Consider the following 25,767-nt stretch of genomic DNA (forward strand, 5'->3'; position numbering starts at 1 on the left):
AAGCGCTAGACTTTCACTAATAGCCAACCTTCATGGATGTGATGATGAGCGTAATAAACCGGCTTTTGGGCCAACTGCATTGGATACCCCCCACCTGGTTCCAGCGTCTCGGCAAGATCAAGCTGATCGGTCTGTTATTACTGTTCACACTCGTACTCATCGGAGGGTACAGTGCGTACACCGCATATCAAGCGCGTCCAATTCCACCGCATGTGGTCGGTACTGCGAGCCCGCCCTCACTGTCGCCGATCGTCAACGAGCGTCCTAGACCCCAACCGCTCTACATTGACTTCACGGTTAAAACCGATCCACGCACGCCCGAACAAGGTACTGTGGCAATTGCTCGTGCCGACCTTGTGAACAACACGGTTGCCGACGGCATCACGCTCACCCCAGCACTGCGCGGCACGTGGGAGTGGCTGAGCGACACACGCCTTCGGTTCAGCCCCGATGAAGACTGGCCGGCGGGACAAACCTATTCTGTCGCGTGGAAACCGACTATTTTCGCACCCGGCTTACGATTTGAGCGCAGCATCACCACGTTTGACACCGCCGCGTTTGCAGCCAGCATCGACAAGCTCGAGTTTTATCAGGATCCGATTGATTCAAGCGAGCGAAAAGTGGTCGCGACGGTGTCCTTCACACACCCGGTGACGCTTGACGCATTCAATAAGCACGTCGCCTTGGCAATGCGCGATGATGGCGCGACCATCAACGATACGCCGCGAAATCTGTCGATCAATAGTACGCTTGACGCATCGGGCCGAATCGCCTACCTACACTCGGCGACACTCGAGGTACCCGCTCAAGAATCGTTCGCCACCCTCACCGTCAACCGTACGCTGACCTCGGTAAATTCTGACCAAGCGCTTGAAGAGGATCAGCTCAATACCGTGCGCATTCCCGATGTGAGCAGTTACTTTCGGGTTGAAAGCAGTCGATTTCTGCTCGCCCGCGATGAAGACGACGCCCCCCAGCAAACCGTTACACTGTCCTTTACCGACCGCGTTGCCACCGCCGCACTGGCCAATAAACTCACGCTCTACGCACTGCCCAGCGTCATCACGGTCAATGGTCGAACCACGAGTAAGCGCTGGGATTCACCGCGAGAAGTCACACCGGATATCCTGAGCCAATCGAGCGTGATCGATTTTGTGCTTAATCCTCATGACACCGACAGCGCCTCGCTTCATAGCCTCAAGCTCGATGTGCCAACCAATCGCCACTACTACGTGCGCGTTGAGCAGGGGCTTCGCTCAGATGGAAAGTTTGTGCTGTCCACACCCTACGATGCGGTGCTCTATGTCCCCGATTACCCAAAAGAGGTGCGCGTGGCACAACAAGGCGCCGTGTTACCGCTCACCGGCAGCCACAAAGTGCACTTTGTTTCACGTGGCGTTACTGCACTAAAAGTGGAAATAGGTCGTCTGCTTGATCACACGGTTAATCACTTGGCCAGCCAAATGGATGGCGACATCGCCAATCCGCAGTTTAACCACTATCGCTTTAATCAGGACAATCTCACCACCACCGAAACGCGCTATATTTCTTTACCTTCGGCACACCCTAAACAACCCAGCTATGCGCATATCGACCTGAGTGACCGCCTAGATCAGGGCGGCTTTTATTACGTTCGTGTCAGCGGCTGGGACGAAGCGCGCGACAGTGAGGTGGGGGGTGCAGATCACCGTCTCGTGCTCATCACCGATCTGGGTTTTGTGGCCAAAACCGGCGCGCTCGGCGAACACCATTTGTTTGTGCATTCGCTCGCCTCAGGAAACCCGGTTAGTGGAGCGACCATTTCATTGCTCGGTAAAAACGGCTTGCCGTTGTTTACTGCTCGCACCGATGCGCAAGGCCACGCGGAAATGCCCTCAGCGCGAGAGTATACGCGCGCAAAAACGCCGACGGTGTATCTTGTCCGTCGCGGCACGGATGCCGTCTTTATGCCCTATGGCCGATACACACGTCAGCTCGATTTTTCGCGCTTTGACGCGGGTGGCGAGTACAGCGCAGCCAATGACGACACGCTGCGCGCGCAGCTTTTCACGGAGCGTGATCTTTTTCGGCCAGGCGATGTGGTCCATCTTGGCGGCATCGTGAAGCGCGGCGACTGGCAAGCGCTGGCGCGGGTGCCCCTAACGCTGGACGTGCGCGATCCCCGTGGACAGACTGTGGTCAGCAAACCCCTCAAGCTCCCTTCGGATGGCTTTATCGAATACGATTTTCAAACTGACTTGGCTTCGGTGACTGGCGACTACTCGGTATCCCTTTATACGGTTCGAAACCGTCATCAGCGCACGTATATTGGCGGCCACTCCTTTAGAGTCCAAGAATTTCAACCCGATCGACTTAAGATTCGCAGCACTATTTCGGGTCAAAAACCCAAAGGCTGGATCAAACCCGAGCGCCTGTCCGTCAATGTTCAACTGGACAACCTGTTTGGCACACCGGCCGCCGACCGGCGTGTCACCGGCTTAGCGCTACTGAAGCCAGCGCGCATGCAATTTGCGGATTTCGCAGACTATCGCTTTGACGATCCGTTGCGGCGTGAAGGCGGACCGACGCAAACTATCGAGACCACATTGTCTGCGACCACGACCGACAGCGAGGGCGCCGCGCAACTTGATCTCGATCTCTCGCAATACGATGGCGGCATTTACGAACTGAGCGTATTCACTGAGGGGTTCGAGGCCGGTGGCGGACGCAGCGTGAAAGCCCGAGCGCGTATGATGGTGTCTCCGCTCGACGCACTAGTGGGGTATAAAGCCAGCGGGAACCTTACTTTCATTCAAAAAGAGGCGGAACGACTTGTCGAGTTTGTCGCCCTTGATGACAATGGCGCACCGCTTGAACTGCCGTCTCTCACTGCGCGAATTTATGAAACACGTTTTGTGTCGACACTCGTCAAACAGCGAGACGGCACGTTTGCCTATCAATCCATTGCGCAGGATTCGCTCGTGTCCGAGCAACCGTTTAGCGTCTCGATTCAAGGCAGTCATGCGTCGCTGCCGACCCAAACCGCAGGCCGTTTCGCCTTTGAACTGCGTGATGCCACCGGCACCGTGTACAGTCGCATTCCATTTGTAGTCGCCGGTGCTCGCAATGTGGCTGGCAATCTGGAACAAAGCGCCGAGCTCGACCTGTCACTCGATAAAGGCAGCTATGCACCGGGCGACGATATTGCTGTTCACATCACAGCACCCTATCTCGGCGCTGGGCTGATTACGATCGAGCGCGATTCCGTGTTGGCCTTCAAGTGGTTTAATGCCAGCACAACCAATACTGTGCAGTCCATCCGAGTGCCGAACAATATCGAGGGCAATGCCTACGTCAACGTCACCTTCATGCGCAGTCTTGATTCAGAAGAAATTTATCTTAATCCCCTGAGTTATGCGCTCGCTCCGTTTTCCATCAACCGCGATGCCCGCACAGTGAACATTACGCTTGATGCGCCAGACAAAGTGATTCCAGGCGAAACACTCACCATCGACTACGCCACCAATCAAGCCGCGCGGATTGCCCTTTTCGCTGTCGATCAGGGCATCCTCCAAGTCGCCAATTATCAGCGTCCTAAGCCGTTGGATTTCTTTTTACAAAAACGCGCTCTGCGTGTCGCCACCTATCAGCTCGCCGATCTCGTACTTCCAGAATTTCTGTCCGCGTCGGTTTCTGCGGCACCAGGGGGTGGTGAAGCGGCCGGCCTGGCGGGTCGTAATCTCAATCCATTTCAACGAAAAACCGATGCGCCCGTCGTTTATTGGTCGGGAATTATTGAGGCGAGTCCGCAGTCGCGGTCTGTGTCGTATGACGTGCCGGATTATTTTAACGGCCAACTGTCGATCATGGCCGTGGCGGTTGCAGACAACGCGGTGGGTGATGCCGCAACAATCACAACGGTTCGCGGCCCGTTTGTTATCTCACCTAACGCACCGGTGACTGTCGCCCCTGGCGACGAATTTGAGGTGAGTGTGGGTCTGGCCAATAACGTGGAAAACTCGGGCACTGGATCATCGATTTCACTCAGCGCCTCGCCAACACCGCAGCTGAAGCTGGTTGGCGATGTATCGCATACGCTCGCCATCGACGAAGGGCGAGAAAGCAGCAGCACGTTTCGCTTTCGCGCTACCGAACAAATCGGGCCGGCCGCCATTCAGTTTGTCGCCACTGACGGCAATACTGCCGCACGACTCACGACCACGCTCAGTGTGCGCCCTGCCGCCCCCTATGCGACGACGGTGATGTCACAGGCTCTCACCTCGAGTCCAACGGTTGTCGAGTTTGAACGACGCCTTCGAACCGAGTTGGGAAGCAACCGCGTGGCGGCATCATTCAGTCCTCTAGTACTGACCCAAGGACTGCAAGATTATCTCGATGGTTTCCCGCACGCCTGTGCCGAACAAATGGTGAGCAAAGTATTCCCTCTGATTGGACTTTACGGCGCCCACGCCGAGGTAGACGACCGCGACATACGCCAGAAATTCGCGGCACTTATTGATAAGCTCCGACGCCGCCAGTTAGCCGAAGGGGGCTTTCGATTCTGGCAAAACTCGCCGGAGGCCGCCGCGTTCCCATCGGTCTACATTACGCACTTTTTAACGGAGGCCGCCGAGGCCGATTTACCAGTGCCTCAGGCCATGACACGTGCCGCGCTCAACGCGCTACGTGAAATCGCTGCGTCGCCTGCTCGCTCCGAGAATGAGACGCGCCTCCGTGCGTACGCCATTTATGTGCTGACGCGAAATGGCGTGGTGACTACGAACTACCTTACCGATTTGCAAGCCTCCTTGGAACGTCAGGACGATGCTTGGAAAAAAGACATTACGGCCTCATATATGGCTGCGAGTTATGCGTTACTCAAACTCGACGACCTTGCCGGTGAGTTGATCGCTGGCTATGCCTGGCTTGACGGCAACGAGATGTTCAGTGATTTTGATTCTCGATTGGGTCGTAATGCTCAGCATCTTTACTTATTAGCGCGACATTTCCCGCCACGCCTGCGATCGATCGACGCAAGCTCACTTTCCGCGCTAACCACACCGATCATGCAGAATCGCTTTAACACTCTATCGTCGGCATACACCATATTGGCGCTGCAGGCATACGGCGCGATCAACGACGCCACCCGGTCGTCTGTAAAGCTCTCCGATGCGGATGGGAAGCTGTTCGACGAGGCGGCGGTAGCGTTAGCCACGCTGCCAGGATCAACCCAATCCATTACGGTTACCGCACAACATCACGACAACCAGACCCCCCTCTTCACGACCGTCACCCAAACGGGTTTCTCACCGCCACCCGATCTTGCGAAGGCGGAGGGTCTTGAACTCGTGCGGCGCTTTGTCGATGCAAACGGCAATGATGCCTTCTCTGCCACACTGGGTGATGAGCTTGTCGTGGAATTACGCATTCGTTCTACTGGCCAACCCCGCTCCAACGTCGCCGTGGTGGATCTGCTGCCCGGTGGGTTCGAAGTGATCAGCGACTCGACACAACGCACGGCGCGTGGCATTGATTATCAAGAAGTGCGTGACGATCGCGTTGTCACCTATGGCACTTTTGACAATCAACTTACGACCCTACGCTATCGGGTCAAAGTGACCGCTGCCGGTGACTTCACGATTCCGGCCGTGTACGCGCGCGCGATGTATGACCCGACAATACACGCGCACACCGCCGTTGGCCGCTTCAGCGTGACGCGACCCTGATGCGTACTAAACCCCAACTTGGCCGGCGATTGCGCAGTCTGTTATTACTCATCGTTATGATCAGCGTGGCGTACTATGCCCTACCTAAACCCGCACTATACGGCGCCAAGACCTTCTCACATGCTGTTTATGACAGGCACCACGAACTGCTGCGCCTAACACTGGCGGACGATCAGCGTTATCGCTTGTATACGCCCATCGAGTCGATATCACCCGATTTTATTCGGGCGACGCTCCTCTACGAGGATCGCCATTTTCACTACCACCCTGGCATCAATCCGGCCGCTGCGCTACGCGCCGCCTGGACGACCTACGTAAAACGGTCGCGACGCGTGGGTGGCTCAACCATCACCATGCAGCTAGCTCGCCTGCGCTTCGACCTGAACACGCGCACGGTCCCCGGCAAAATAGTGCAGATGGCCAGAGCGCTGCAACTCGAACGACACTACACTAAAACGGACTTGTTAGAGGCGTATCTCAACCTGGCGCCATACGGCGGAAATATCGAGGGAGCCGGTACAGCGGCACTCATTTACTTCGATAAATCCGCCGCCTCGCTGACGCTTCCCGAAGCACTTGCGCTGGCCGTCATACCGCAAAACCCTGCTCAACGAGCGCCTACTCGCTCGACGAAACTGCCGGCGCTGCAGGAGGCGCGCGAACGCCTCCTAACCACATGGATCGATCATCATCCTGTGTCCGCAAGTGAAGCGGCACTAATTCGGTTACCCCCTGAGGTGAGACACCCCAATGCGTTGCCGTTTCACGCCCCGCACTTCGTGCAACGTCTGATTGACACACGACCCGATGCTCGACACACGGTGAGCACACTCGATCTGACTGTGCAACATCGTTTGGAACGGATACTCGCGCACTATCTTGAACAGCGACGCCACGATGGTATTCGAAATGCCAGCGCACTGCTTGTCAATACACGGACATTGGAGGTCGCCGCTTCCATTGGTTCTGCGGACTTTTTTGATGTCGCCATCAGTGGCCAAGTCAACGGTGTGGAAGCCAAGCGATCGCCTGGCTCAACGCTGAAACCATTTGTCTATGGGCTTGCGCTGGACCAAGGGATCATTCACCCCATGTCACTCATGAGTGATGCACCTCGTCGCTTTGGGGTATACACGCCAGAGAATTTTGATCGCGGCTTTATGGGGCCCGTGCTTGCTCGAGATGCACTGATATACAGTCGTAATGTACCGGCGATTTCACTTCTCAATGAAGTCGGTCTCAATACTTTTCACTCATTCCTACTCAATGCCGATGTCCGCGACCTAAAACAGGCCGATCACTATGGCCTCGCCATGGTGCTTGGCGGAAACGAATTGACAATGACCGAACTGGTTCAGCTGTATGCCATGCTGGCCAACGAAGGTCGCTGGCAGCCGCTCGTGGCCACGCGCAACGCGCACCATAAGCCTCGTCATTTCACTCAACTTTTAAGCCCGGAGGCGAGTTTTCTCGTTCTGGACATGTTGAAACGTAATCCGCGGCCGGACGACCTCGCGTTGCCTGCCGAATCCAACCGTGCCGTTGCATGGAAGACCGGTACCTCTTATGCCTTTCGGGATGCCTGGACGGTCGGTGTAACCGGAGACTGGACTCTGGCCGTGTGGGTGGGCAACTTTGACGGCAGTGCCACACCCTCCTTGATCGGTCGAAAAGCCGCGGCACCGCTGTTCTTTGCGTTGATTGACGCGCTTCAGATCGCGCCTTCCCCCGATGGCCATGAGGCGATTCCATCTGATCTTAATCTTCGCCAAGTGAAAATGTGCGCCAGTACGGGCGACCTGCCCAATCGCTATTGCCCCCAAACCGAAGATGGCTGGTTTATCCCGGGCGTGTCCCCAATTCGAGTGTCGAACGTGCATCGGCCGGTGCATATCGATCAGCGGACCGGGCAGCGCGCCTGCTATCCCACTGCGTCGACCGTAACGAAAATCTATGAATTCTGGCCTTCAGATTTGTCGACGGTGTTTCGCCAGGCGGGTATCGCCAAACGACAACCGCCAACCTACGAGCACGCCTGCGAGAATCCACTCAACGCCGGTGGCACACGACCCACAATCACTTCACCATTGGCTTCGCTCGACTACTCAATCAAACCTCAGTCCACCTCGTCAGATCGACTCGTTTTGACCGCCACTGCCGACGCGGATGCCTCGACGCTATTTTGGTTTATCGACGACCGATTTATCGCTGAGGTAAATCGCGATGACGCATTTGTGTGGTCCCCGGATGCCTCAGTTTCCACCGGCTTGCACGACGTTTTGGTCGTTGATGATCTCGGTCGAAGCGACAGCCATGCATTTCGACTCAGCGTCAGGCATTGATCCGATCAAGCAACGGCTCACGCACGCCATACACCGGTAACAATTGGCATCAACTCTAAGCCTGAGCACACGCTAAAAACCAGTGCGATGGCGTTTCGCGCGATCAGTGTTCACGACGTGACGAACGCGGGTTCATCATCGGAAAGTGCACGACCCGATTGGTCACGACCTGCCCTTCGAGCATGCCGCCAACTGTGACAAAGCCCGCCTTGGTTTCAGGCAAGCCGCGATGGTCCATCGACGGAACGCCTTGACGCCCTAAGCTGCGCCATCGAGACTGCTGAGTGTCGTACAACCAAATTTCTTCACGGGGCGAAGAAGGCGAGCCGTTATAACCGATGCCATTGTAGTTATACGGATTGTCGCTACCGCCGACAAATACGACGCCAGCTAATGCGACACTGCCCGCCGCGGCCATTCGATAGCGTGGCGGTCCGGGCATCGGCGCAATAACGTGCCAATCGATGCGGCGCGTGTCGTTCTCACGTACGGTTCCAGCAAAACACTCGGTGTTCATCACAAATTCGCGTGCGCGCTCGGCGTGCGTTCGAATTTTGACCCCACCGCAGATCACCATCGTATCGCCCACCATACCGCCGGAGTGGCCGAACACGGGCGCACCCGGATAGGCGGTGGCTTGCACCCACGAGTCGGTGTCAATGTCATAGCGCTGCACAAGATTGACGTTAGCCGTATCGTGCCAGCCGGACACGAGGAATATGTAACGGTCGCGCCAAACGAATGCCATGGCATCATCGACGGGCACGGGCATATCAGCAAGGCGTTTAAAAGTTCGCAAAACCGGATCGAATCGATGCACGACGGGTAAGGAAACCTCTGTGTGGTCCTCCGCTACGGTATAGCCGCCAAAGACATACGCGTAGGGTCCCGATCCCACCGCGATCGATGCCAGTCGACCGTGGTTCCCCGGCACATCGTCGATGGACTCCCACGCGTTTGCACCCGGGGGGAGCAAGAACGCCCGCGCAGTCGTATCACGCCACTCTTTACCTTCAAGCAAGCCATTAAAACTCACGAGAAAGTCCCCCCGCTCGGTGGTTATAGTGGCAACGGCATTATTCGCGACGGGCGCCGGTAATGCCGGGAACATCGTGACGGCGTGAGGTGGGCTTTGGCAGCCTGTTGTCAGCATAAGTAGGCCGCTGAGTGTCACGATGGACCAGAGTCCCCTGCTTACGATCATGTGATGTCCTTTTTGCCGTTATTGCTGCTGTCGCGAACAGTGCGTGAACGGGCCGCAATGCACCGTTAGCGGGTTCGTCGTAGCCGTTTAAAGTTGCCAATATCGCCTTGAAAATATAGGTCGGATCCGTCCTCGATAAACGCATAGGTCGCATCTGGCTGCCATGGTCGTCGAAAGTGGCGCTCGTTCACTGGCAGCAGTGCAAGACGACGTCCATTATATTGCGTCTCAAGTCGACCGTTGCGCATTGCAATCGTGAGCACGGGCTCCTGCGTATTGACCTGACCAAAACGTCGTGTCACGGCCGCAAATTCGCCGGTTAATGACGACAAGTGCCCAGACTCCAGCGTCGGGGTTGGCCGAGTCTCATTGGGGGCGTCCGCATACGTCTCGAGTAAAAATTGTTCGATCGATTCGCGCATCGCATTCAGCGGTTTTTTATTAAACGCCGTTATCACCACAAAATAGCCCACGCCGGCTTCATTGGAATACCCGTAGTGGCTCAGATAACCATCCGCATCGCCCCCGTGCCCATGGAAACGATGACCATCGCGAAACCAGTGATAACTCCCGAGTCCGTAGCCGTACTCAAGGCCCGTGCGCGATGCCAGTGTCGTCGATGGATTCTCAAAGCGCGTTCGCTCCGAGGTTGAGCGGAAAAGGCCGTTGTTCGAAATCGGTTGCAGCAAGGCGTTGACGAACAGACCCATATCGCGTGATGTGGCGTTTAAACCACCGAACGAGCGGTAAATCATATGCCAGTATGGGATAGGGGTTTTGCCATCCGTATCGTAACCTGCGGCCAAGACCGGTGATTGCGGCGTGACAAAGAAACCGGCGTTTCGCATCTCAAGTGGGTCGAGAAGCACATCGTGCACCAACTGCTCAAACGGTTGTCCAAATCGGGCTTCAAGTACATAACCGGCCATGCCATACCCGGCGTTACTGTAAGACGAATGACGCGACGCAGGCCAGGAAAGTTGTCGCGTGCTTGGGTCGATGTCGATCGCTTGGGCGAACGTCACGTGTTCCCCTTGAAAGGCAAACTCCTCGCGACTGAGGTCAGAAAGTCCCGCCGTATGCTCCAGAAGTTCCGCCAATCGCACCGACTGAGCCTGTGCAGACGGTCGCAGCAAGGCCGGCAGTGTCCTAGCGATTGGCTCATCAAACAAATGGCGCTCAGAGCGGCTTAGTGCAATCGCGGTCAAACCAACGAACGACTTGGTAATGGAGCCAACTCGAAACAATGTGTTTTCGGTAACCGCTTCAGGCGAGCCCCAGCGAATATTGCCAAGGCCTCCGGCGTAAACAATCTTATCGCGTGTTACCAGGGCAATGCCGGCAGAGGCCACGCCCGACGCGGTGCGAATAGCGTCGAGCTCATTCAGCAACGCCTCCAGCGCAGGATTGGCTTCTTCGCCTCTTATCTTATGCGAATCGGCGCATGCATTGCCTAACAGACTTAAGCAGACAATGACCAATGCACCCATGCAAACAGACCGGCGCCAATGCCACAGCCGCCACTGTGCGATAGCGTCGCGATGGTTGGTGCCGACGCCAGCGTCCTGAAAACCGAGACGGATAGAGAGAAGAGAACTTGCCATAAGCCTTCTGCTGTTTATACCATGCTTGAAACACTCAGTCATAAAGGCCGCGTTATCCCACACGTTCCTCACATCGGCTTTGCCGAAATCGATGCGCAACTCTCGTGGAAAGGCGTGGCGGACGCACTATTGGACGGCCATCGCGGTCATCGCGCGGTGCACGACGATCTTTGGCTTGAACACGAATCGAAGGGCTTTTTCAATCGTTGCGCACTCATTCCAGGTCTAGGGCTAGCCACCAAGTCGGTCACCGTTTTTCCACAGAACCGCGATGCATCGCCGCCCCGCCCCGCCATTCAGGGCGCCGTGTGCTTATTTGATGATCAAAGCGGTGAGCTGTTAGCGATACTGGACGGCGAACTGGTGACAAAATGGAAAACCACTGGCGACTCAATCCTGGGCGCGCGATTGCTGGCGCGACCAGATTCAAAACACCTGCTGATTGTTGGCGCGGGCACGGTGGGCGGCCACGCAATTGATGCCTACTGCGAACTGTTTCCGACCCTTGAAACGATCAACATCTGGAATCGCAGTGCCGACGGGGCCGATGCACTTGTCCATAGCAACCAGCATCGTTGTCCGCGTGTTGCTCGCGTGCTGGATCTTGCTGAAGCTGTGGGCAAGGCGGACATCGTCGCGTGCGCAACAATGAGCCCCGATCCGATCATAAGCGGAGCCTGGGCGAATCCTGGTTGTCATTTCGATCTTGTCGGCGCTTTTTTGCCCCACATGCGAGAAGCCGACAATGATTTGCTTTTAGCCAGTAAGATCTATGTCGATTCACGCAAATCGACGTTCCACGACATTGGCGAATTGGCCATTCCACTCTCTGAAGGTGTGATCACTAAACAAGATGTTCTAGGCGATTATTATGATCTGTGTCACACCTCGATTCCGCGTCACGCCGATGACATTACGCTGTTAAAAAATGGTGGTGGCGGACATCTTGATTTAATGTGCGCGCACTATATCTATACAGCCTATCTGCAATCACATTCCTAATGTGATGTGCATCACACTTTTCAAAATCCATTAAGCGTAACGCCACCGCGGGCTGACTAAAGCCTTATGTAAGCTCCGCGCAGATACCGCATTTTACACCGCAGTTATGCACCGTTTATCGGTTGTGTTGATTACTCTGTCGCAAGTTTCGTGCATTAATTTCGTTGACTCTTAAGATGGCTCCATATCGTTGAGTAGAGCTATTTATCTGCTCACATTCATTTGAGAAGACACTGAAGACGGAAACAATGCCATGAGTAATTTGATCAAACGTTACCTGTCAAATGCGGGCGTCACCACGGCGGCAGCCGTTTGGGTTCTATTTGCCGGTATGCCGGTCTGGGCCGACGACACCGAAATTTACTTCGGCCAGCCCCAGAGCGATCCAGACAACAACCCCAATGTGTTGTTGATCATCGACTCGTCAGGCTCTATGCAGTCCACCGTATGGGACGATCCCGCGCTTCGAGATCGATTACAGGTCGTTCAAGACGTGTCCGCGGACCTCATTAACGAACTTGAAGATGTCAACATCGGCATGATGAAATATGACATCGCCTTTACGAATCGCCCAGGCTGGGACACTGACTTCGACCTCGTCGGCCAAGGCGGCATGGTTGTACATCCGATCACCGATATCGCGACCGGTCGCGCAGACCTGATTAACCGCATCAACGATATTCATCACTTCGGCAGCACGCCCCTGGCGGAAACCTACTACGAAGCCGGGCAGTATTTTCTGGGTCGGGAAGTGGACTTTGGTGTCGGTTCTTGGCACGCGTTTCTAGATGGCGGCAATACCTGGCTGGGACCCCTCGGCTCGCATCCGGACAGCTTTAACGGCTCTAACTACAATTCGCCATTTAAAGGCGCTTGTCAGCGCAATTTTATCGTCTATCTGAGCGATGGCGCACCAACTTGGGACGCCTACGCCGAGGACCGTATCGAAGCGGTAATGAGCGATCCTCAATATGATGACCACACGGACACCGAATGTCTGAACTCAGCGAACGGCTCGAGCGTCGGTCGCTGCATCGACGAGTTCGCCGAATTTCTATACCTCAACGATTTCGACGATACGATTCCAGGTAGGCAGAATGTCATTAGTCACTTCATTGGCTTTAACGTTGACCTGCCTATCTTTGCTGACGCCGCCACACGCGGTGGCGGTAACTACTACCAGGCAAACAATGCCGAGCAACTGCGCGAAGATTTGACCAACATCCTAAAAGAAGTGGTCGACACCAATGACGGGTTTACGGCGCCAGCGGTGACCGTCAATGCCTTTGATCGCACCAGCCACCTCGATCAGCTCTTCTTTACGGTATTTAAACCAACGGGCGATGCACGATGGAACGGGAACCTGAAGAAGTACAAGTTCCGACCGAAAGCGAATGAAGACGGATTGGTAATCATTGACGTCAATGGCGACCCTGCCGTAGACCCAACAACCGGCTTTTTCTTCGACGGTCGCGAACCCAATGGTGATCCGAACCCAGCACTGCCTAAGGCCCAGAGCTACTGGTCGGTTGATGAAGGTGGCACACCAATCAAAGATGGCGCTTCGGTTGCGCTTGGCGGTGCAGCCAGTGTGCTGCCAGCTGATCCGACGCTTCGAAAGATTTACACCAATACCGGCGAATCGCTCGAACCGCTCGCCGCATCAAGCTCGTTCGAATCGCTCACCGACACGTTGCACTCATCAATGAGCGCGTCTGGGACACCAAATCTCACGGCCGCCGAGTGGCGCGCTTGGGCTCTGGGCTATGATGCCAACGATGAAGACGGAGACGGCAGCACAACCGACGCGCGCAAACAACTGGGTGCGCCACTACACTCCAAACCAACGGTCGTGGTGTACGGTGGTTCAAACGACAATCCGGAGGCCGTGATTTACATGGGCACCAACGATGGCTTTTTGCACGCTATCGACGGCACGACTGGCGAGGAGCTATGGGCATTTATGCCTCAAGAACTTCAGGGCATCGTAGGCGAACTCGCTGAGAACCAGAAAGTGAACGGCGATATTCCCTACGGCGTGGATGGCCACATCGTGGTCGAGAAGAAAGACGATGGTGATGGCACAATCGATGTCAGTGGCGGCGATGATAAAGTCTACATTTACTTCGGTATGCGTCGCGGCAGCAGCACCTATTACAAATTGGACGTAACAGATCGCAATGCATTACCCACCATTAAGTGGAAATTCACGACCGAGGGCCAAAGTTGGTCGCGCCCGCTGGTGGCAAACGTTAACTTTGGTACCGATGATTCGCCTGACCCCCGCCGCGTCGTTTTGCTGACGGGTGGTTATGATCCTGCTCAAGAATCGGACGGGGGCTTTGTGAACCCGACTAATGCTAAGGGTAACGCAATTCACATGATCGATGCCGCCACGGGCGACGAACTGTGGCGCGCCAGCAGCGAGAACGCCAACCTGCCTGGACACGGTACCGCACCGCGATTCCTTGAGCTGACCGAAATGACCAGCTCAATCCCTTCTTCGGTGCGCGTGTTGGATATGAACCTCGATGGACTGGTAGATCGCATGTACGTGAATGACATCAACGGTCGTCTGTTCCGTTTCGACGTCCATACCGATGGCAATAGCCAGCGCGTGACGGCCGGTGTTATTGCTGAGCTGGGCGGCACCGTTGAAGGCGGCGCGGCGAACAATCGACGCTACTACTATGCGCCGGATGTGGCATTAAGCTCCGTCAATGGCCAGCAGTTCATGACGATCACCATGGCGTCCGGCTTCCGCGCTCATCCGCTCAACAAGTCCATCAACGACCGACTCAGTGGTGTGCGAGACTACAACGTGTTCAACAAACTCGGCACAGATGTTGCCACCGCAGACGCCGACTACGAATACAACGTCACGTTTGCCAACATGTCTGAGATAGTGGGCGACAATCAGAACCAATCGATTCCGGAAGGCGCACTGGGCTGGTATCGCGAACTGGGCACCAATGGACAAAAAGCATTGGCGCGCTCAAGAATCTTCCAAAACAAAGCGTACTTTACAACGTATACGCCGGGACAAGCGGACTCATCAAATCCGTGCGCGCCGGCTGTGGGTAGCGGTAAGCTGTACACGATTGATCTGCGTTCCGGTCAGACCATTGTCGATGGACTGGAAAAGCCTGGCATACCGCCCGAAGTGAGCTTCATTTTTGGAGAAGCCGCGGAAGGCGACATCGATGACTGCTTTGGTCCAGATTGCGTGGTCACACCCGGTGGCCCGGGTAGCGATCCCATCGACCCACCGGATGGAAGTGATGATCAGGACAGCACCAAGCCAGGCGAACGGGATGTGCAGTGTCTCGCTGGACCGGAGTCGTGTCTAGCCGATGCCGTTGAGATTCCGCGGCGAACGTTCTGGCGACAAACGACTGAAGACTGACCGTCTTCCTTACCTCTGAACAAAGGGCCCCTTGTGGGCCCTTTTTTTATTGCAAGGCCCGCTCGACCGCTGGCGTGGTTTGAGCGCACCCGAATCGCGGCGACTTGGACCGCGGGTCGGCACACTAGGCCCTGCTGTCCATGTTCACGCCGCCGAAACGTGGATACACACCCGGCCACTGCACTGCGCGCCAAGAACGAGAAACACCGGTGTGTCGGCGTTTACCAGTGCAGTCAGCACAAACATCGCGGTATACTTTTGCGCGTTCGGACTGGACAACCTGACCACCATGCCTGACCGCCCAATTGATCGATTCAATACCCATTTGCCGCTACTGGTCTTTTTGCTGCCGGTCGTATCGATCAATGCCGCCTATCTGACCGCCAGTGTGCTTGACCACATCCCCCTTTGCGTGCCGTATTTTTCCGGCTGTACGTCGATCAGTTCAGCCGGTCGCGTCATGCCGCAAAAAGGTATTTTCTTACTGGGCATGATTCCAGCCGCCATTCTGACGATGCAGCTTTGGCTCACGTCTGAAGGCTGGCTGACCGGCAATCAGCAGCTAGTGCCATCACGCGGGCTCGCGTTTACCGGTGCCTTGGCATCATTTTGCCTGCTTGTTTACGTCACGACACTTGGCATACCGGGTGATGTCTATCGCCTGTTTCGAAAGTTCGGTGTGTTGCTGTATTTCGGCTGTACATTTATTGCCCAATTACTTCTCATTCGCCAACTCAAGGCACACAACAGCGCATACGAAAACCACGACAAACTCGCCAAACGGTTGACGCTGTTTTGCGTGGGCATACTGCTGTGTGGAATCGTCATCGTGCCAATAAGCCTGGTAGAGGATCCGATCAAACAAAAGCAAATGGAAAACATTGTGGAGTGGAACTACGCGTTACTGCTACACGTGTATTATTTACTGCTCATTCCTGCCTGGCGCCGAATGGCGATGCGGCACGACGAAACGACGGAGCCAACCCATGGAACTTGAATTTTTTGGTGCTGCCGGCGAAGTAACCGGTTCTTGCCATATTTTGACGGTCAATAAACACCGCGTGCTTCTTGATTGCGGCATGATTCAAGGTGGCAAAAAAGCCGAGGCAAGAAATCGACAATCGTTTCCATTTGATGCGGCCAATATTGATGCGGTTATACTAAGCCACGCGCATATCGATCATTCGGGCCGCCTCCCGCTTTTGGTAAAGCGAGGCTTCGAGGGGCCTATTTGGGCACAGCGTGCGTCGCAAGACCTTTGTCATATTCTGCTCGAGGACTCCGCTCGTCTGGGCGAACAAGATGTAGAACGCAAAAATCGCAAGCGACTGCGTCAAGGCAAAAAGCCGCTCAAACCCCTTTACTCATCGGCAGACGCACAGGCCGCACTTCGACAGTTTCGTAGTCTTCGCTACCGCGAAACCACCGAGATTCTTCCTGGCATTACGATCACATTCAAAGACGCCGGGCATATCTTGGGGTCGTGTGTTGTGGAGATCAAGGCAACCGAGAACGGTGAAACGCGTACGATCGTGTTTAGCGGTGATCTTGGGCAGTACGACACGCCGATACTGCGCGACCCTGAGCCAATCGAATACGCGGATGTCGTGCTCATGGAAAGTACGTACGGTGGTCGACTGCATCGCGACCGCGAAAAGACGATTGTCGAGCTTGGTCAGATCATTCAGCAGGCCAAAGCAACACAGGGCAATATTATTATCCCCGCTTTCGCGGTGGGTCGCAGTCAAGAGCTACTGTATCTGTTCGGACGCCACTACGACGAGTGGCACATGAAAGATTGGCAAATTTATCTTGATAGTCCGATGGCAATTGAAGCCAGTGAGGTCTATTGGGATCACCCGCATTTGTATGACGAAGAAGCTACTCGCCTGCGCAAAGGTACGCACGATATGCCACCGCTTAAAAATCTCACGTTGAGTAAAAGCGCCGACGACTCACGCCGCATCAACCAAAAGAAGGGGGGTGCTATCATTCTAGCCGGTAGCGGCATGTGCAGCGGGGGTCGCATTTTGCATCACCTGAAACACAACGTGTGGCGCAAGCGCCATCATGTTGTGTTTGTCGGCTACCAAGCCAAAGGCTCGCTGGGACGTCGACTCGTAGAAAAGCGACCGTATGTGCGGATCCATGGCGACAACATAAAAGTCGCGGCACATGTCCACACGGTTGGCGGCCTATCGGCACACGGCGACGAGGCCGATTTGGCGCGCTGGTATGCGCATTTTAAGAATACGCCGCCGGTCTATCTGGTACATGGTGAAAAACGTTCGGCGCGTAAACTCAAGAAAAAATTCGCCAATGAGTTCGGCGCGCGCGTAACGCTCTCCGATCCTGGCATGACCCTCGATTTGATCAACGACTCCTTGGAGTCACTAGGTGAACCGCTATAGCCTTACCGGTCCGCAATGCTGGCCGGTCGAGTCGAGTACAGCGCCAGTTCTATTTGAGCAGCTCGTGGTCGCTCGGCAGTTCGCGCATAATCCAGCGCGCCAGCACCCGCTTATAGTTGGGCAAACCGACCTGATCATTGGCGAGCGGAATGACCTTTTTGTCATGCACGAGCAAGCGGTAGCAGTACTCAATCTTCAACGCCTGCGAGTCGGTTGGCTCGAACTCCGCCACTTTGCGTCGCTCGGCATCCGCCATGATTACGCGAAGCGCTTCTTTGACCAGCGCAGTTTCGTTCTTTATCTTCTTCATGCCGACTCCTTTGCAAAAAAAACGTCCTGTAGCGCCGCATCAAGTCGCACCAACATCGCTGCAATATCCGCGTGTGTGATGACCAACGGAGGAAGAAAACGCAGTACGCCGTCTCCGGCTTGCAGTACGAGTAAGCGCTGATCCCGGCAAGCCGCAAGTAAATCACCAATACGATGCCGATACGCCTTTCGCAAGGGCGCACCCACCATGAGTCCTCGGCCCCGAACCTCATCGAACAGCGCGTAGCGTTCGTTGAGCAACATCAAGCCCTCCACCAGTGCCTCGCCGAGCGCTTCAATACGGGTATGCAACGCTGGGTCACGCGCTAGCGTCAGAACCGCGTTGGCTGCCGCACAACACACTGGGTTGCCGCCAAATGTTGACCCGTGACTTCCGGGCTGAAACACATCGCTAAGCCGCTCGCCGATGAGCAAGGCACCGATTGGCAAGCCGCCGCCGAGTGCTTTGGCCGATGTCATTACGTCAGGAACCAGGCTGGGATACCACTCGTGCGCCCAAAGCTTGCCGGTACGCGCAATGCCGGTTTGCACTTCGTCCACCATCACCAACAGACCGCGATCCGACAGACGCTGAATTTCTGCGACAAACTCTGGGCTTGCCACATGAATACCACCCTCGCCTTGAATGGGTTCGAACAACACGGCACACACACTGTCGTCCACAGCGTCTCGCAGTGCCGCCACATTATTAAAGTCACAGTAGCGAAAACCGTCCGGTAAGGGCTCGAATCCCGCATGATATTTAGGCTGCGCGGTCGCCGTCACCGTGGTTAATGTGCGCCCATGGAAACCGCCTTGAAAGGTAATGATCGTGCGACGCGAGGGCGCACGGTCGGAACTGACCGCTTTGCGAACCAGCTTGATCGCCGCCTCATTGGCTTCTGCACCCGAGTTGGCGAAGAACACTCGGTGGGCGAAACAAGAGTCGATGAGCGCATCGGCCAAATCGATGACCGGTTGCGTGTAGAACAGATTGCTCGTGTGCCAAACGCCCTCAAGTTGCCGTTCCACCGCCTGACGAACAGCGGTGTGTCCATGACCGAATGAGGTAACGCTGATGCCGGAACCAAAATCGAGGTAGCGCGTACCGTCGGCGTCAATCAGCCGACTGCCATCGGCACCGACAAACGTCAGTGGGGCCGGCCCGTAATTATTCGCTAATAGACGGGATGCCCTTTCGGTATACTGATCGGGATTGGCAGAATCGACGGCCATGGCATGAGTGTAATCGCCGGCGTGGCAATTGTCCCCTTTTTGTCGGCTGGTGCAGACCGGCCATGGGCATCGATTAGGGGGAGCGAATCCCAATTTTCGTGGTCGAACATGAACAGGCTTGAAGAGGCGCCGCACGACCCCACTTAGTTGATAGTCCAAAGGAATCGAGAGCCATGTCCACATCCATTATGGTAAGCAAAGACGCCGCCCTACCCGGCCGAGACACGCCATTGGCCGTCACCAATCGGCATTTTGTCAACGACCAGCCGCTCATGCCGCCCTTCGACGAGAAGATGGAAACCGCCGTTTTCGGTCTCGGCTGCTTCTGGGGTGCCGAACGTCTTTTCTGGGCACTCGACGGCGTGGTCACCACCGCCGTGGGGTATGCCGGCGGTTACACACCCAACCCAACCTATGAAGAGGTGTGCAGCGGGCGCACCGGCCACGCCGAAGTGGTTTTAGTGGTGTTCGACCCGGCCCGAATTCGTTACCTGGATTTGCTTAAGGTGTTTCTCGAATCGCACGACCCAACCCAAGGCATGCGGCAAGGCAACGATCTTGGAACCCAGTATCGATCTGTTATACAGTACGCCAGCTCAGATCAGAAGGAACAGGCACAGAGCGCGATTGCCGCCTACCAGCGCGAGCTAAACCAGGCCCAACTCAGCCACATCACGACTTCGGTTGAGGCGCTGACCCCTTTTTACTATGCCGAGGATTATCACCAGCAGTATTTGGCAAAAAACCCGAATGGCTATTGCGGCATCGGCGGCACTGGCGTGTCCTGCCCAATCCCTCAGGCAAATGCTTGAGCATCGGGTGGACTTGCGCTGACCCAGCACGAACAACGAGTGTCGCCTCAAAACATAGACGCCTCGGCGTAGAAGCACAAATAGGCGCCGGCGACTCGGTTTCCGCACCCAGGGAGTTTCATGAACGACGCAACACAAATCGATGAGATCAAGCTGTCGGCGGGGCAGCGTTTTTGGCAGGAATGGCGCGGTTTTTTTCTGTTTTTGGCGATCATGATTTTCTTCCGCATGGCCATTGCCGACTGGAATCACGTGCCGTCGGGCTCCATGCGCCCGAACCTCATCGAAGGCGATCGAATATGGGTCAACAAACTCGCTTATGACGTTAAGGTGCCGTACACGTCGATCGTATTAAAAAAACGATCGGACCCACAGCGCGGCGATATCGTGGTGTTTTTCTCGCCGGATAAGAATCGAACGCGTATGGTAAAACGTCTGATCGGTCTACCCGGCGATCGCGTCGAACTGCGCGACAACGTACTCACCATCAACGATGAACAGGTGGATTACACGGGCATCTCGCTTGAAGAAACCGAATCCACGTTGCTCGATCTGTCGCTTGGATTCCGTCATTTGGAAGAGGGGCTGCCCGGCAAACCCCACGCCATGATGGTGCACTCAAGACGAAATGTGAACCGGGAGTTGCGTTCGTTTTCCGCCACCGTGCCTGAAGGTCACTATCTTATGTTGGGTGATAACCGCGATCAGAGCAGCGACTCACGGGTGTGGGGCGTCGTGCCTCGCAACAACATTATCGGCCGATCCTCAACGGTTGTGCTGTCATTGCGCGATGCGAAAGGGTTTTTTATGCCGCGCGGTGATCGCTTTTTCGTCAGTCTCCAATAATAAATCGTGACCCACAAAAAAAGGCCAAACTCGATTTGGCCTTTTTCCCGCACATATTGTGGTTGTTGTGTGTGCCGTTTTCGCTCTCTTTCGCCGTCTTCGCGTCCTTCTAACCCCATCGACCGTGTCAGGCTCATTGGTATCGTTCGAGTGAGAGCGTCTTACTTACGTAACTCTATCTCTCCTTGATAAAAGCAAGGACCGTGCCGGATCGAAAAAATAGTTTATTTTTCGATCAGTTAACGCAGTTTTTAGCACCGCATTTGGCCTGCACAATGCCGTCGTGTAAAGCGACTCGACAAGTGACGCTGGCAAAATCATGACGATCAGCGACTCTTAATGCGCTGATTTTGCATGGTGTCGCTAATGCGGCGGCGCAGCAAGGTCAGCCACCGACGAGCAAACGCAAACTCAATACTCAAAATGGCCAGTCCTGCCGGTATCACCACAAACGCGGGCCCCGGAGTAACCAGCATGATCACACCGATTAGGCACACAGTCGCGCCGATCACGCCGATGGCGATGCGTCGCGCCGTGCGCACGCTGGTGGAAAGCAGTCTGTTTAACATGGGTTTACGTTTATCGATGAATTGACCGTATCGAGGGTACACGATACCAAAATTACACATTCGATCGCCTATTAATATCTTCTGAAACTATTCGGCGTGACGCAAATTCAGGGCATTATGGGCTCAGCTGAAATAATCTCAGCGACCACTGGGTCTACTGGAGCACACGCACGTTGACTGTTGCCGATGATGCACAGCAGCGCCATTAATCGACATGTGAAAGGAAATATCGATGAACGAAGTTAAATCCAAATCTCCCATTGCTGCCGCGGTTGGTGCGGCGCTGGCTGTTTCATTTGCCGCGTCAACACCGGCACAGGCAGACGTGAGCCCCTTCAGCATGTCAGCGCTCTCCAGCGGCTACATGACTGCCGCGCCAGGTGAAGGTAAATGTGGCGAAGGCAAATGCGGCGGCGAAAAGTCTGAAGGCGAAGGCAAGTGCGGCGAAGGCAAATGCGGCGGCGACAAAGCCGAAGGCGAAGGCAAGTGTGGCGAAGGCAAATGCGGCGGCGACAAAGCTGAAGGCGAAGGCAAGTGCGGCGAAGGCAAATGTGGCGGCGACAAAGCTGAAGGCGAAGGCAAGTGTGGCGAAGGCAAGTGCGGCGGCGACAAAGCTGAAGGCGAAGGCAAGTGTGGCGAAGGCAAATGCGGCGGCGACAAAGCTGAAGGCGAAGGCAAGTGCGGCGAAGGCAAATGCGGCGGCGACAAAGCTGAAGGCGAAGGCAAATGCGGCGAAGGCAAATGCGGTGGCGACAAAGCGACCGAAACCGCTAAGAGCGCCGACAGTGCTGGTGGTGGCGCACTCTCTCCACTCTTTCTGGGCCTAGTACCCCTGGCTCTGCGTCGACGCAAGCGCTAATCCAGGCGGCGAGTAACCGTTCGACTAACCGCAGCCTACGGGCTGCGGTTTTTTTTTGCCGGTTTTGGACCCATTGACGAAACGCTTCACCAACAAAACGCCAAACCATCTTTTTACTATACACCGCACTGGGTGCCTTCGATGGATCAACACGGTGAGTAATACGCGCGTGACGTGGTGATTCAAACGTGGTCAACTCGCGATCCAACCTGCCCTCGACGCGCCCCGTTCGAAGACTCAGACATCAACGCGTGTGCCATGAACGGAATTCCCCAAGCCTAAGGACAGCAAAGGCCAAGGCAGTTGAAGGCATTCCCACCCCATCGACATCACTGGCACGGACACGCACTCAATCTAGAAGCGCGATCAGACCGTCGGCATATTGGACCAAGGCGCCAGTCGGACCCATAAAAAAAGCCCCGCATAATGCGGGGCTTTTCTCTACCTTAGCAGGTATCGGTAGCGACTTATTCCGTCGCGCCCGGTCCCGGTGGCTGCAGGAAGAACTGCGAGAACAGCACGTAGTCGGCGAAGTTACACACGCCGTCTCCGTTGAAGTCCTCATCCACATCACCACATGAGGTGTTGAATGTGGGCGTCCAAGCATTAACGTCCAGGAAGTTTACGACACCGTTGTTGTCCAGATCAGGGTCGCAAATGTTGCCGAAGCCGTCGCCGTTGGTATCACGCTGATCTGGGTTAGAGACCAGTGAACAGTTATCGACGTCGTCTGAAACGCCGTCACCGTCCGTGTCCACCGCCACATCTTCGATGGCTGGGATCAAGCACCATGTGTCCATGGTTCCTGTATCAATTCCAGCGTTATCACTGACATTCAACGTCCAAGAACCCGACAGGTCTTCACCGTCAAAGGCAGACAGCGGGTTATTGGGGCTCAACACGCCGGCCAGAGCCGGATCGGTCAGACACGTGGTCTCAACCGGCGTGCCGCTCTCATCGTCAATGGTCGCGTCAACGTTGTTGTTGCCACAACCAAAGCCAGATGCGGGTACACCGGGTCGGTCCACCATGATCACGCTCGTGCCGGTGTCATCGTGTGTCAGCGTGAAGATCAGGTCACCCACGTAAGTGTGGGTTGCCATCAGGCTGACGTTGAGGTCGGTCAAAGCACCGCCCGAAGGAACGGTCAGCGAGCTGTCCACGCCAGCGGCGCTGTTATCCGGAATCGCCACGTTGGGTGACGTACAGATCAGCGTACCGGTTTCGAACGAGTTGGCGGCACTGTACGCGCCGTCGCCACAGATGTTGATGGCACGAACACGCCAATAGTAAGTGGTGCTCGTCTCCAGCGTCGCGGCCAGCGTATAGCTCGTGGTGTCCGTTACGCCCAGGTCAACCAAATTGGTGAAACCCGGATCGGTCGCGATCTGAACCTGATAGCTGGCGGCCTGTGAGGCATCGTTCCAGGTCAGCGTCGGCATCAATGCCTGGCTGCCCTCACCATTGGCCGGAGAGACCAACGTCGCGCTACCCGGTACTGCGTCAGCCGCAGCAATACTGACGCCGACGACTCGATCATCGACGCCCGTTGCCGAACCGATGAGGTCAACATTGTAGTCGCCGCCCGTCACTGTGCCACCAACCGAAATCGTGGCACTTGAGCTGCCACCTGGCGAAACCGGGTTGGTGCCGAACGTGACACCAAAACCAGCCGGTGCAGAGGACGACAACGTGACATCGTCTGAGAAGCCTGAAATGGAACCCACATTGAGGTTCACACCAACCGTATCGGGTACGCAGACCTCAAACGTTGAGCTGTCGGCAGTAAGCTGGAAGTTAGGTCCAGCACCGACGTTTAGCACATCCGCCACAAACGTATCGATCTGGCTAGCGGTACCACCATCGGTGGGTCGGTTGTCAGACCAGATTGGAATGACCTTGTCACCGACGACCGACACACCGTTGTAGTCGCCCCATTCCTGACCGGTTGTGACGTTAATCGAGGTTTCGCCCGAGACACGAGTTGGCGTATCCCAGGTCAGACCACCGTCGGTCGAAATGTTGTAGTAGAGGTCGACACCGGTGCGGTTGACCGAATTGCGAGTGTCGTAGAACACCACGTGCACATTGCCCTGCTCGTCAACGGTCATCCACTGGTTGAAACGATCAACGTCGTTTGCATCAGCGGTGGCGTGCGGAATGGTGAAGTTCCAGGTCGCGCCGCCGTCACGTGAGTAGTACAACTTAACCTGCGTGTGGTTCAGAGCAGCCGTAGGACTCTCAGGACCTGTGGTGTCGGTGAACGCCACATAGACGCTGCCGTCCAGCGGACCGCCAGACGTATCCGCGTCTGCTGTCGCATAAATCCATGCACGACGCGATTCCATCGCGGGAATCGGAAAGTCGAAGTTGCCGTTGGTCGCGGTGATGGTTTGAGGTGCCGCAAAGGTATCACCGCCATCGGTTGATTTGAGCAACTGAATCGTGGAGGTGCCGGTCGAACCCCAAACGTAGTATACGTCACCATTTGATGTGGTGGTGATATCACTACCGATACCGGTCGGTGCACCATTGAACGAGGTGATATCAAAGGTCAGACCCAAGTCTTCCGTACGGGCAAACTGCATGACGTTACCATTATGGTACGTCACGTACACATTGTCCTGGTAGGGTGACGAGGGCGACTTATCAACATGAATCCACTCTTTGTCACTACCGCTTGCAGTAAGGTCAACACGGTTGGTCCAAGTCACACCAAAGTCATCTGTGCGCCAGAACGAAACACCGATTGGGCCGCTCAGCGCAGCGGTGTAACCGATGTTACCGTCAGAGGACCAATCCACTGTCGGGTCACAGCACGTGTTCGGCAGTACGCCTTGCACGGTCCAGGTGTCGCCGCCATCGTGCGAGTAGTACATCTCCTGTCCGCCGCCATTGTTGGCACCGGCAATCGCGTACTGAGGCTGAGCACGGTTGATTTCAATGGTCGGCTCGTTAGCAGCGCGAATCTGACTGATACGCAGTTCGCCATTAACCGGTACAACGCGGTTCTGGTTAAAGTCCGGGCCATGCAACTTGCCGTCGCGCATGATGCCGCCATACTTTTTGCGGAACATCGGCCAAGCGGCACGCGGGTATTGAGCAGAGCCTTTAGTCTGCAGATGCGGCCAGGCTTTACGTAGTTCAACACGGAAAAACGCCGGAATCAGCGCCGACACTTCGTGCTCGTTCGGAGACAAGTACTTGAGATCATCGGACGTCAGTTCGTAGTTGCGGTCGTCCCAAACGCCGTATTTGCCAAGACCTGCATAGTTAACTGTCTGGTCAACACCGCGGTTCTGCTCGATGCGAGCAGGCGCCATGCCATAGAGTTCGGCAGCAACGGCCGACACCATGGGTGCTAAACCAAGCAGGACTACAAACAGACCCTTGACCCACGTCTGAGCAGACGGTTTAAAAGTCGCAGAGTTATGCATGTTTCCCCCTGATAAAAGAGTTAGC

Annotated in this window: 15 protein-coding genes; 9 read left to right on the forward strand and 6 right to left on the reverse strand. The window is 55.6% G+C overall.

The genetic code is table 11. The features are described from left to right. Positions 1–44: 44 nt before the first annotated feature. Positions 45–5,705 (forward strand): alpha-2-macroglobulin, encoded by a 5,661-nt coding sequence (locus tag AAF465_10985; protein MEM7083247.1) that lies wholly within the window; start codon positions 45–47, stop codon positions 5,703–5,705. Continuing rightward, on the forward strand, positions 5,705–8,047 hold the full coding sequence (gene pbpC, locus AAF465_10990) for a penicillin-binding protein 1C (GenBank protein ID MEM7083248.1): 2,343 nt from the start codon (positions 5,705–5,707) through the stop codon (positions 8,045–8,047). The genes AAF465_10985 and pbpC overlap by 1 nt, the downstream gene beginning before the upstream one ends. A 103-nt stretch (positions 8,048–8,150) precedes the next feature. Here the strand turns inward: pbpC and AAF465_10995 are convergent, their stop codons facing one another. Further along, complete coding sequence (locus AAF465_10995) at positions 8,151–9,251, reverse strand: galactose oxidase (protein ID MEM7083249.1); 1,101 nt, start codon at positions 9,249–9,251, stop codon at positions 8,151–8,153. Positions 9,252–9,316: 65 nt separating this feature from the next. Next, positions 9,317–10,855 (reverse strand): serine hydrolase domain-containing protein, encoded by a 1,539-nt coding sequence (locus AAF465_11000; GenBank protein MEM7083250.1) that lies wholly within the window; start codon positions 10,853–10,855, stop codon positions 9,317–9,319. Positions 10,856–10,876: 21 nt separating this feature from the next. Between AAF465_11000 and AAF465_11005 the strand changes: the two genes are divergently transcribed. From AAF465_11005 to AAF465_11020, 4 genes are all read left to right on the forward strand, one after another. Continuing rightward, on the forward strand, positions 10,877–11,857 hold the full coding sequence (locus tag AAF465_11005) for an ornithine cyclodeaminase (protein ID MEM7083251.1): 981 nt from the start codon (positions 10,877–10,879) through the stop codon (positions 11,855–11,857). 253 nt (positions 11,858–12,110) lie between these two features. Further along, positions 12,111–15,263, forward strand: coding sequence for a hypothetical protein (locus tag AAF465_11010; protein ID MEM7083252.1), 3,153 nt, complete (start codon positions 12,111–12,113; stop codon positions 15,261–15,263). 289 nt (positions 15,264–15,552) lie between these two features. After that, positions 15,553–16,260: a hypothetical protein gene (locus AAF465_11015; GenBank protein ID MEM7083253.1), complete on the forward strand. Its 708-nt coding sequence runs from the start codon at positions 15,553–15,555 to the stop codon at positions 16,258–16,260. Next, positions 16,250–17,674 carry an MBL fold metallo-hydrolase gene (locus AAF465_11020; protein MEM7083254.1) on the forward strand — a complete coding sequence of 475 codons (1,425 nt, stop codon included), beginning with the start codon at positions 16,250–16,252 and terminating at the stop codon, positions 17,672–17,674. Before AAF465_11015 ends, AAF465_11020 begins: the two co-directional genes overlap by 11 nt. 49 nt (positions 17,675–17,723) lie before the next feature. On the opposite strand, the gene AAF465_11025 is transcribed toward AAF465_11020, so the two are convergent. Then, positions 17,724–17,984 (reverse strand): DUF5062 family protein, encoded by a 261-nt coding sequence (locus AAF465_11025; GenBank protein ID MEM7083255.1) that lies wholly within the window; start codon positions 17,982–17,984, stop codon positions 17,724–17,726. After that, entirely contained in the window at positions 17,981–19,219 is a 1,239-nt protein-coding gene (locus AAF465_11030; protein MEM7083256.1) for an acetylornithine/succinylornithine family transaminase, read from the reverse strand. Before AAF465_11030 ends, AAF465_11025 begins: the two co-directional genes overlap by 4 nt. A 173-nt stretch (positions 19,220–19,392) precedes the next feature. On the opposite strand from AAF465_11030, the gene msrA reads away from it, so the two are divergent. Next, positions 19,393–20,031 carry a peptide-methionine (S)-S-oxide reductase MsrA gene (gene msrA, locus AAF465_11035; protein MEM7083257.1) on the forward strand — a complete coding sequence of 213 codons (639 nt, stop codon included), beginning with the start codon at positions 19,393–19,395 and terminating at the stop codon, positions 20,029–20,031. 120 nt (positions 20,032–20,151) lie between these two features. Continuing rightward, the gene (gene lepB, locus AAF465_11040) at positions 20,152–20,877 is read left to right on the forward strand and encodes a signal peptidase I (GenBank protein ID MEM7083258.1); all 726 of its coding nucleotides are present in this window, start codon (positions 20,152–20,154) and stop codon (positions 20,875–20,877) included. A 326-nt stretch (positions 20,878–21,203) separates the two neighbouring features. On the opposite strand, the gene AAF465_11045 is transcribed toward lepB, so the two are convergent. After that, positions 21,204–21,446 (reverse strand): PGPGW domain-containing protein, encoded by a 243-nt coding sequence (locus tag AAF465_11045; GenBank protein MEM7083259.1) that lies wholly within the window; start codon positions 21,444–21,446, stop codon positions 21,204–21,206. A gap of 232 nt (positions 21,447–21,678) precedes the next feature. On the opposite strand from AAF465_11045, the gene AAF465_11050 reads away from it, so the two are divergent. Beyond that, the gene (locus AAF465_11050) at positions 21,679–22,305 is read left to right on the forward strand and encodes a hypothetical protein (protein ID MEM7083260.1); all 627 of its coding nucleotides are present in this window, start codon (positions 21,679–21,681) and stop codon (positions 22,303–22,305) included. Between the two features lie 467 nt (positions 22,306–22,772). On the opposite strand, the gene AAF465_11055 is transcribed toward AAF465_11050, so the two are convergent. Beyond that, the gene (locus AAF465_11055) at positions 22,773–25,742 is read right to left on the reverse strand and encodes a thrombospondin type 3 repeat-containing protein (GenBank protein MEM7083261.1); all 2,970 of its coding nucleotides are present in this window, start codon (positions 25,740–25,742) and stop codon (positions 22,773–22,775) included. Positions 25,743–25,767 lie beyond the last annotated feature (25 nt).

The organism is Pseudomonadota bacterium, from assembly GCA_039028935.1.
Taxonomy (GTDB): domain Bacteria; phylum Pseudomonadota; class Gammaproteobacteria; order Steroidobacterales; family SZUA-146; genus SZUA-146.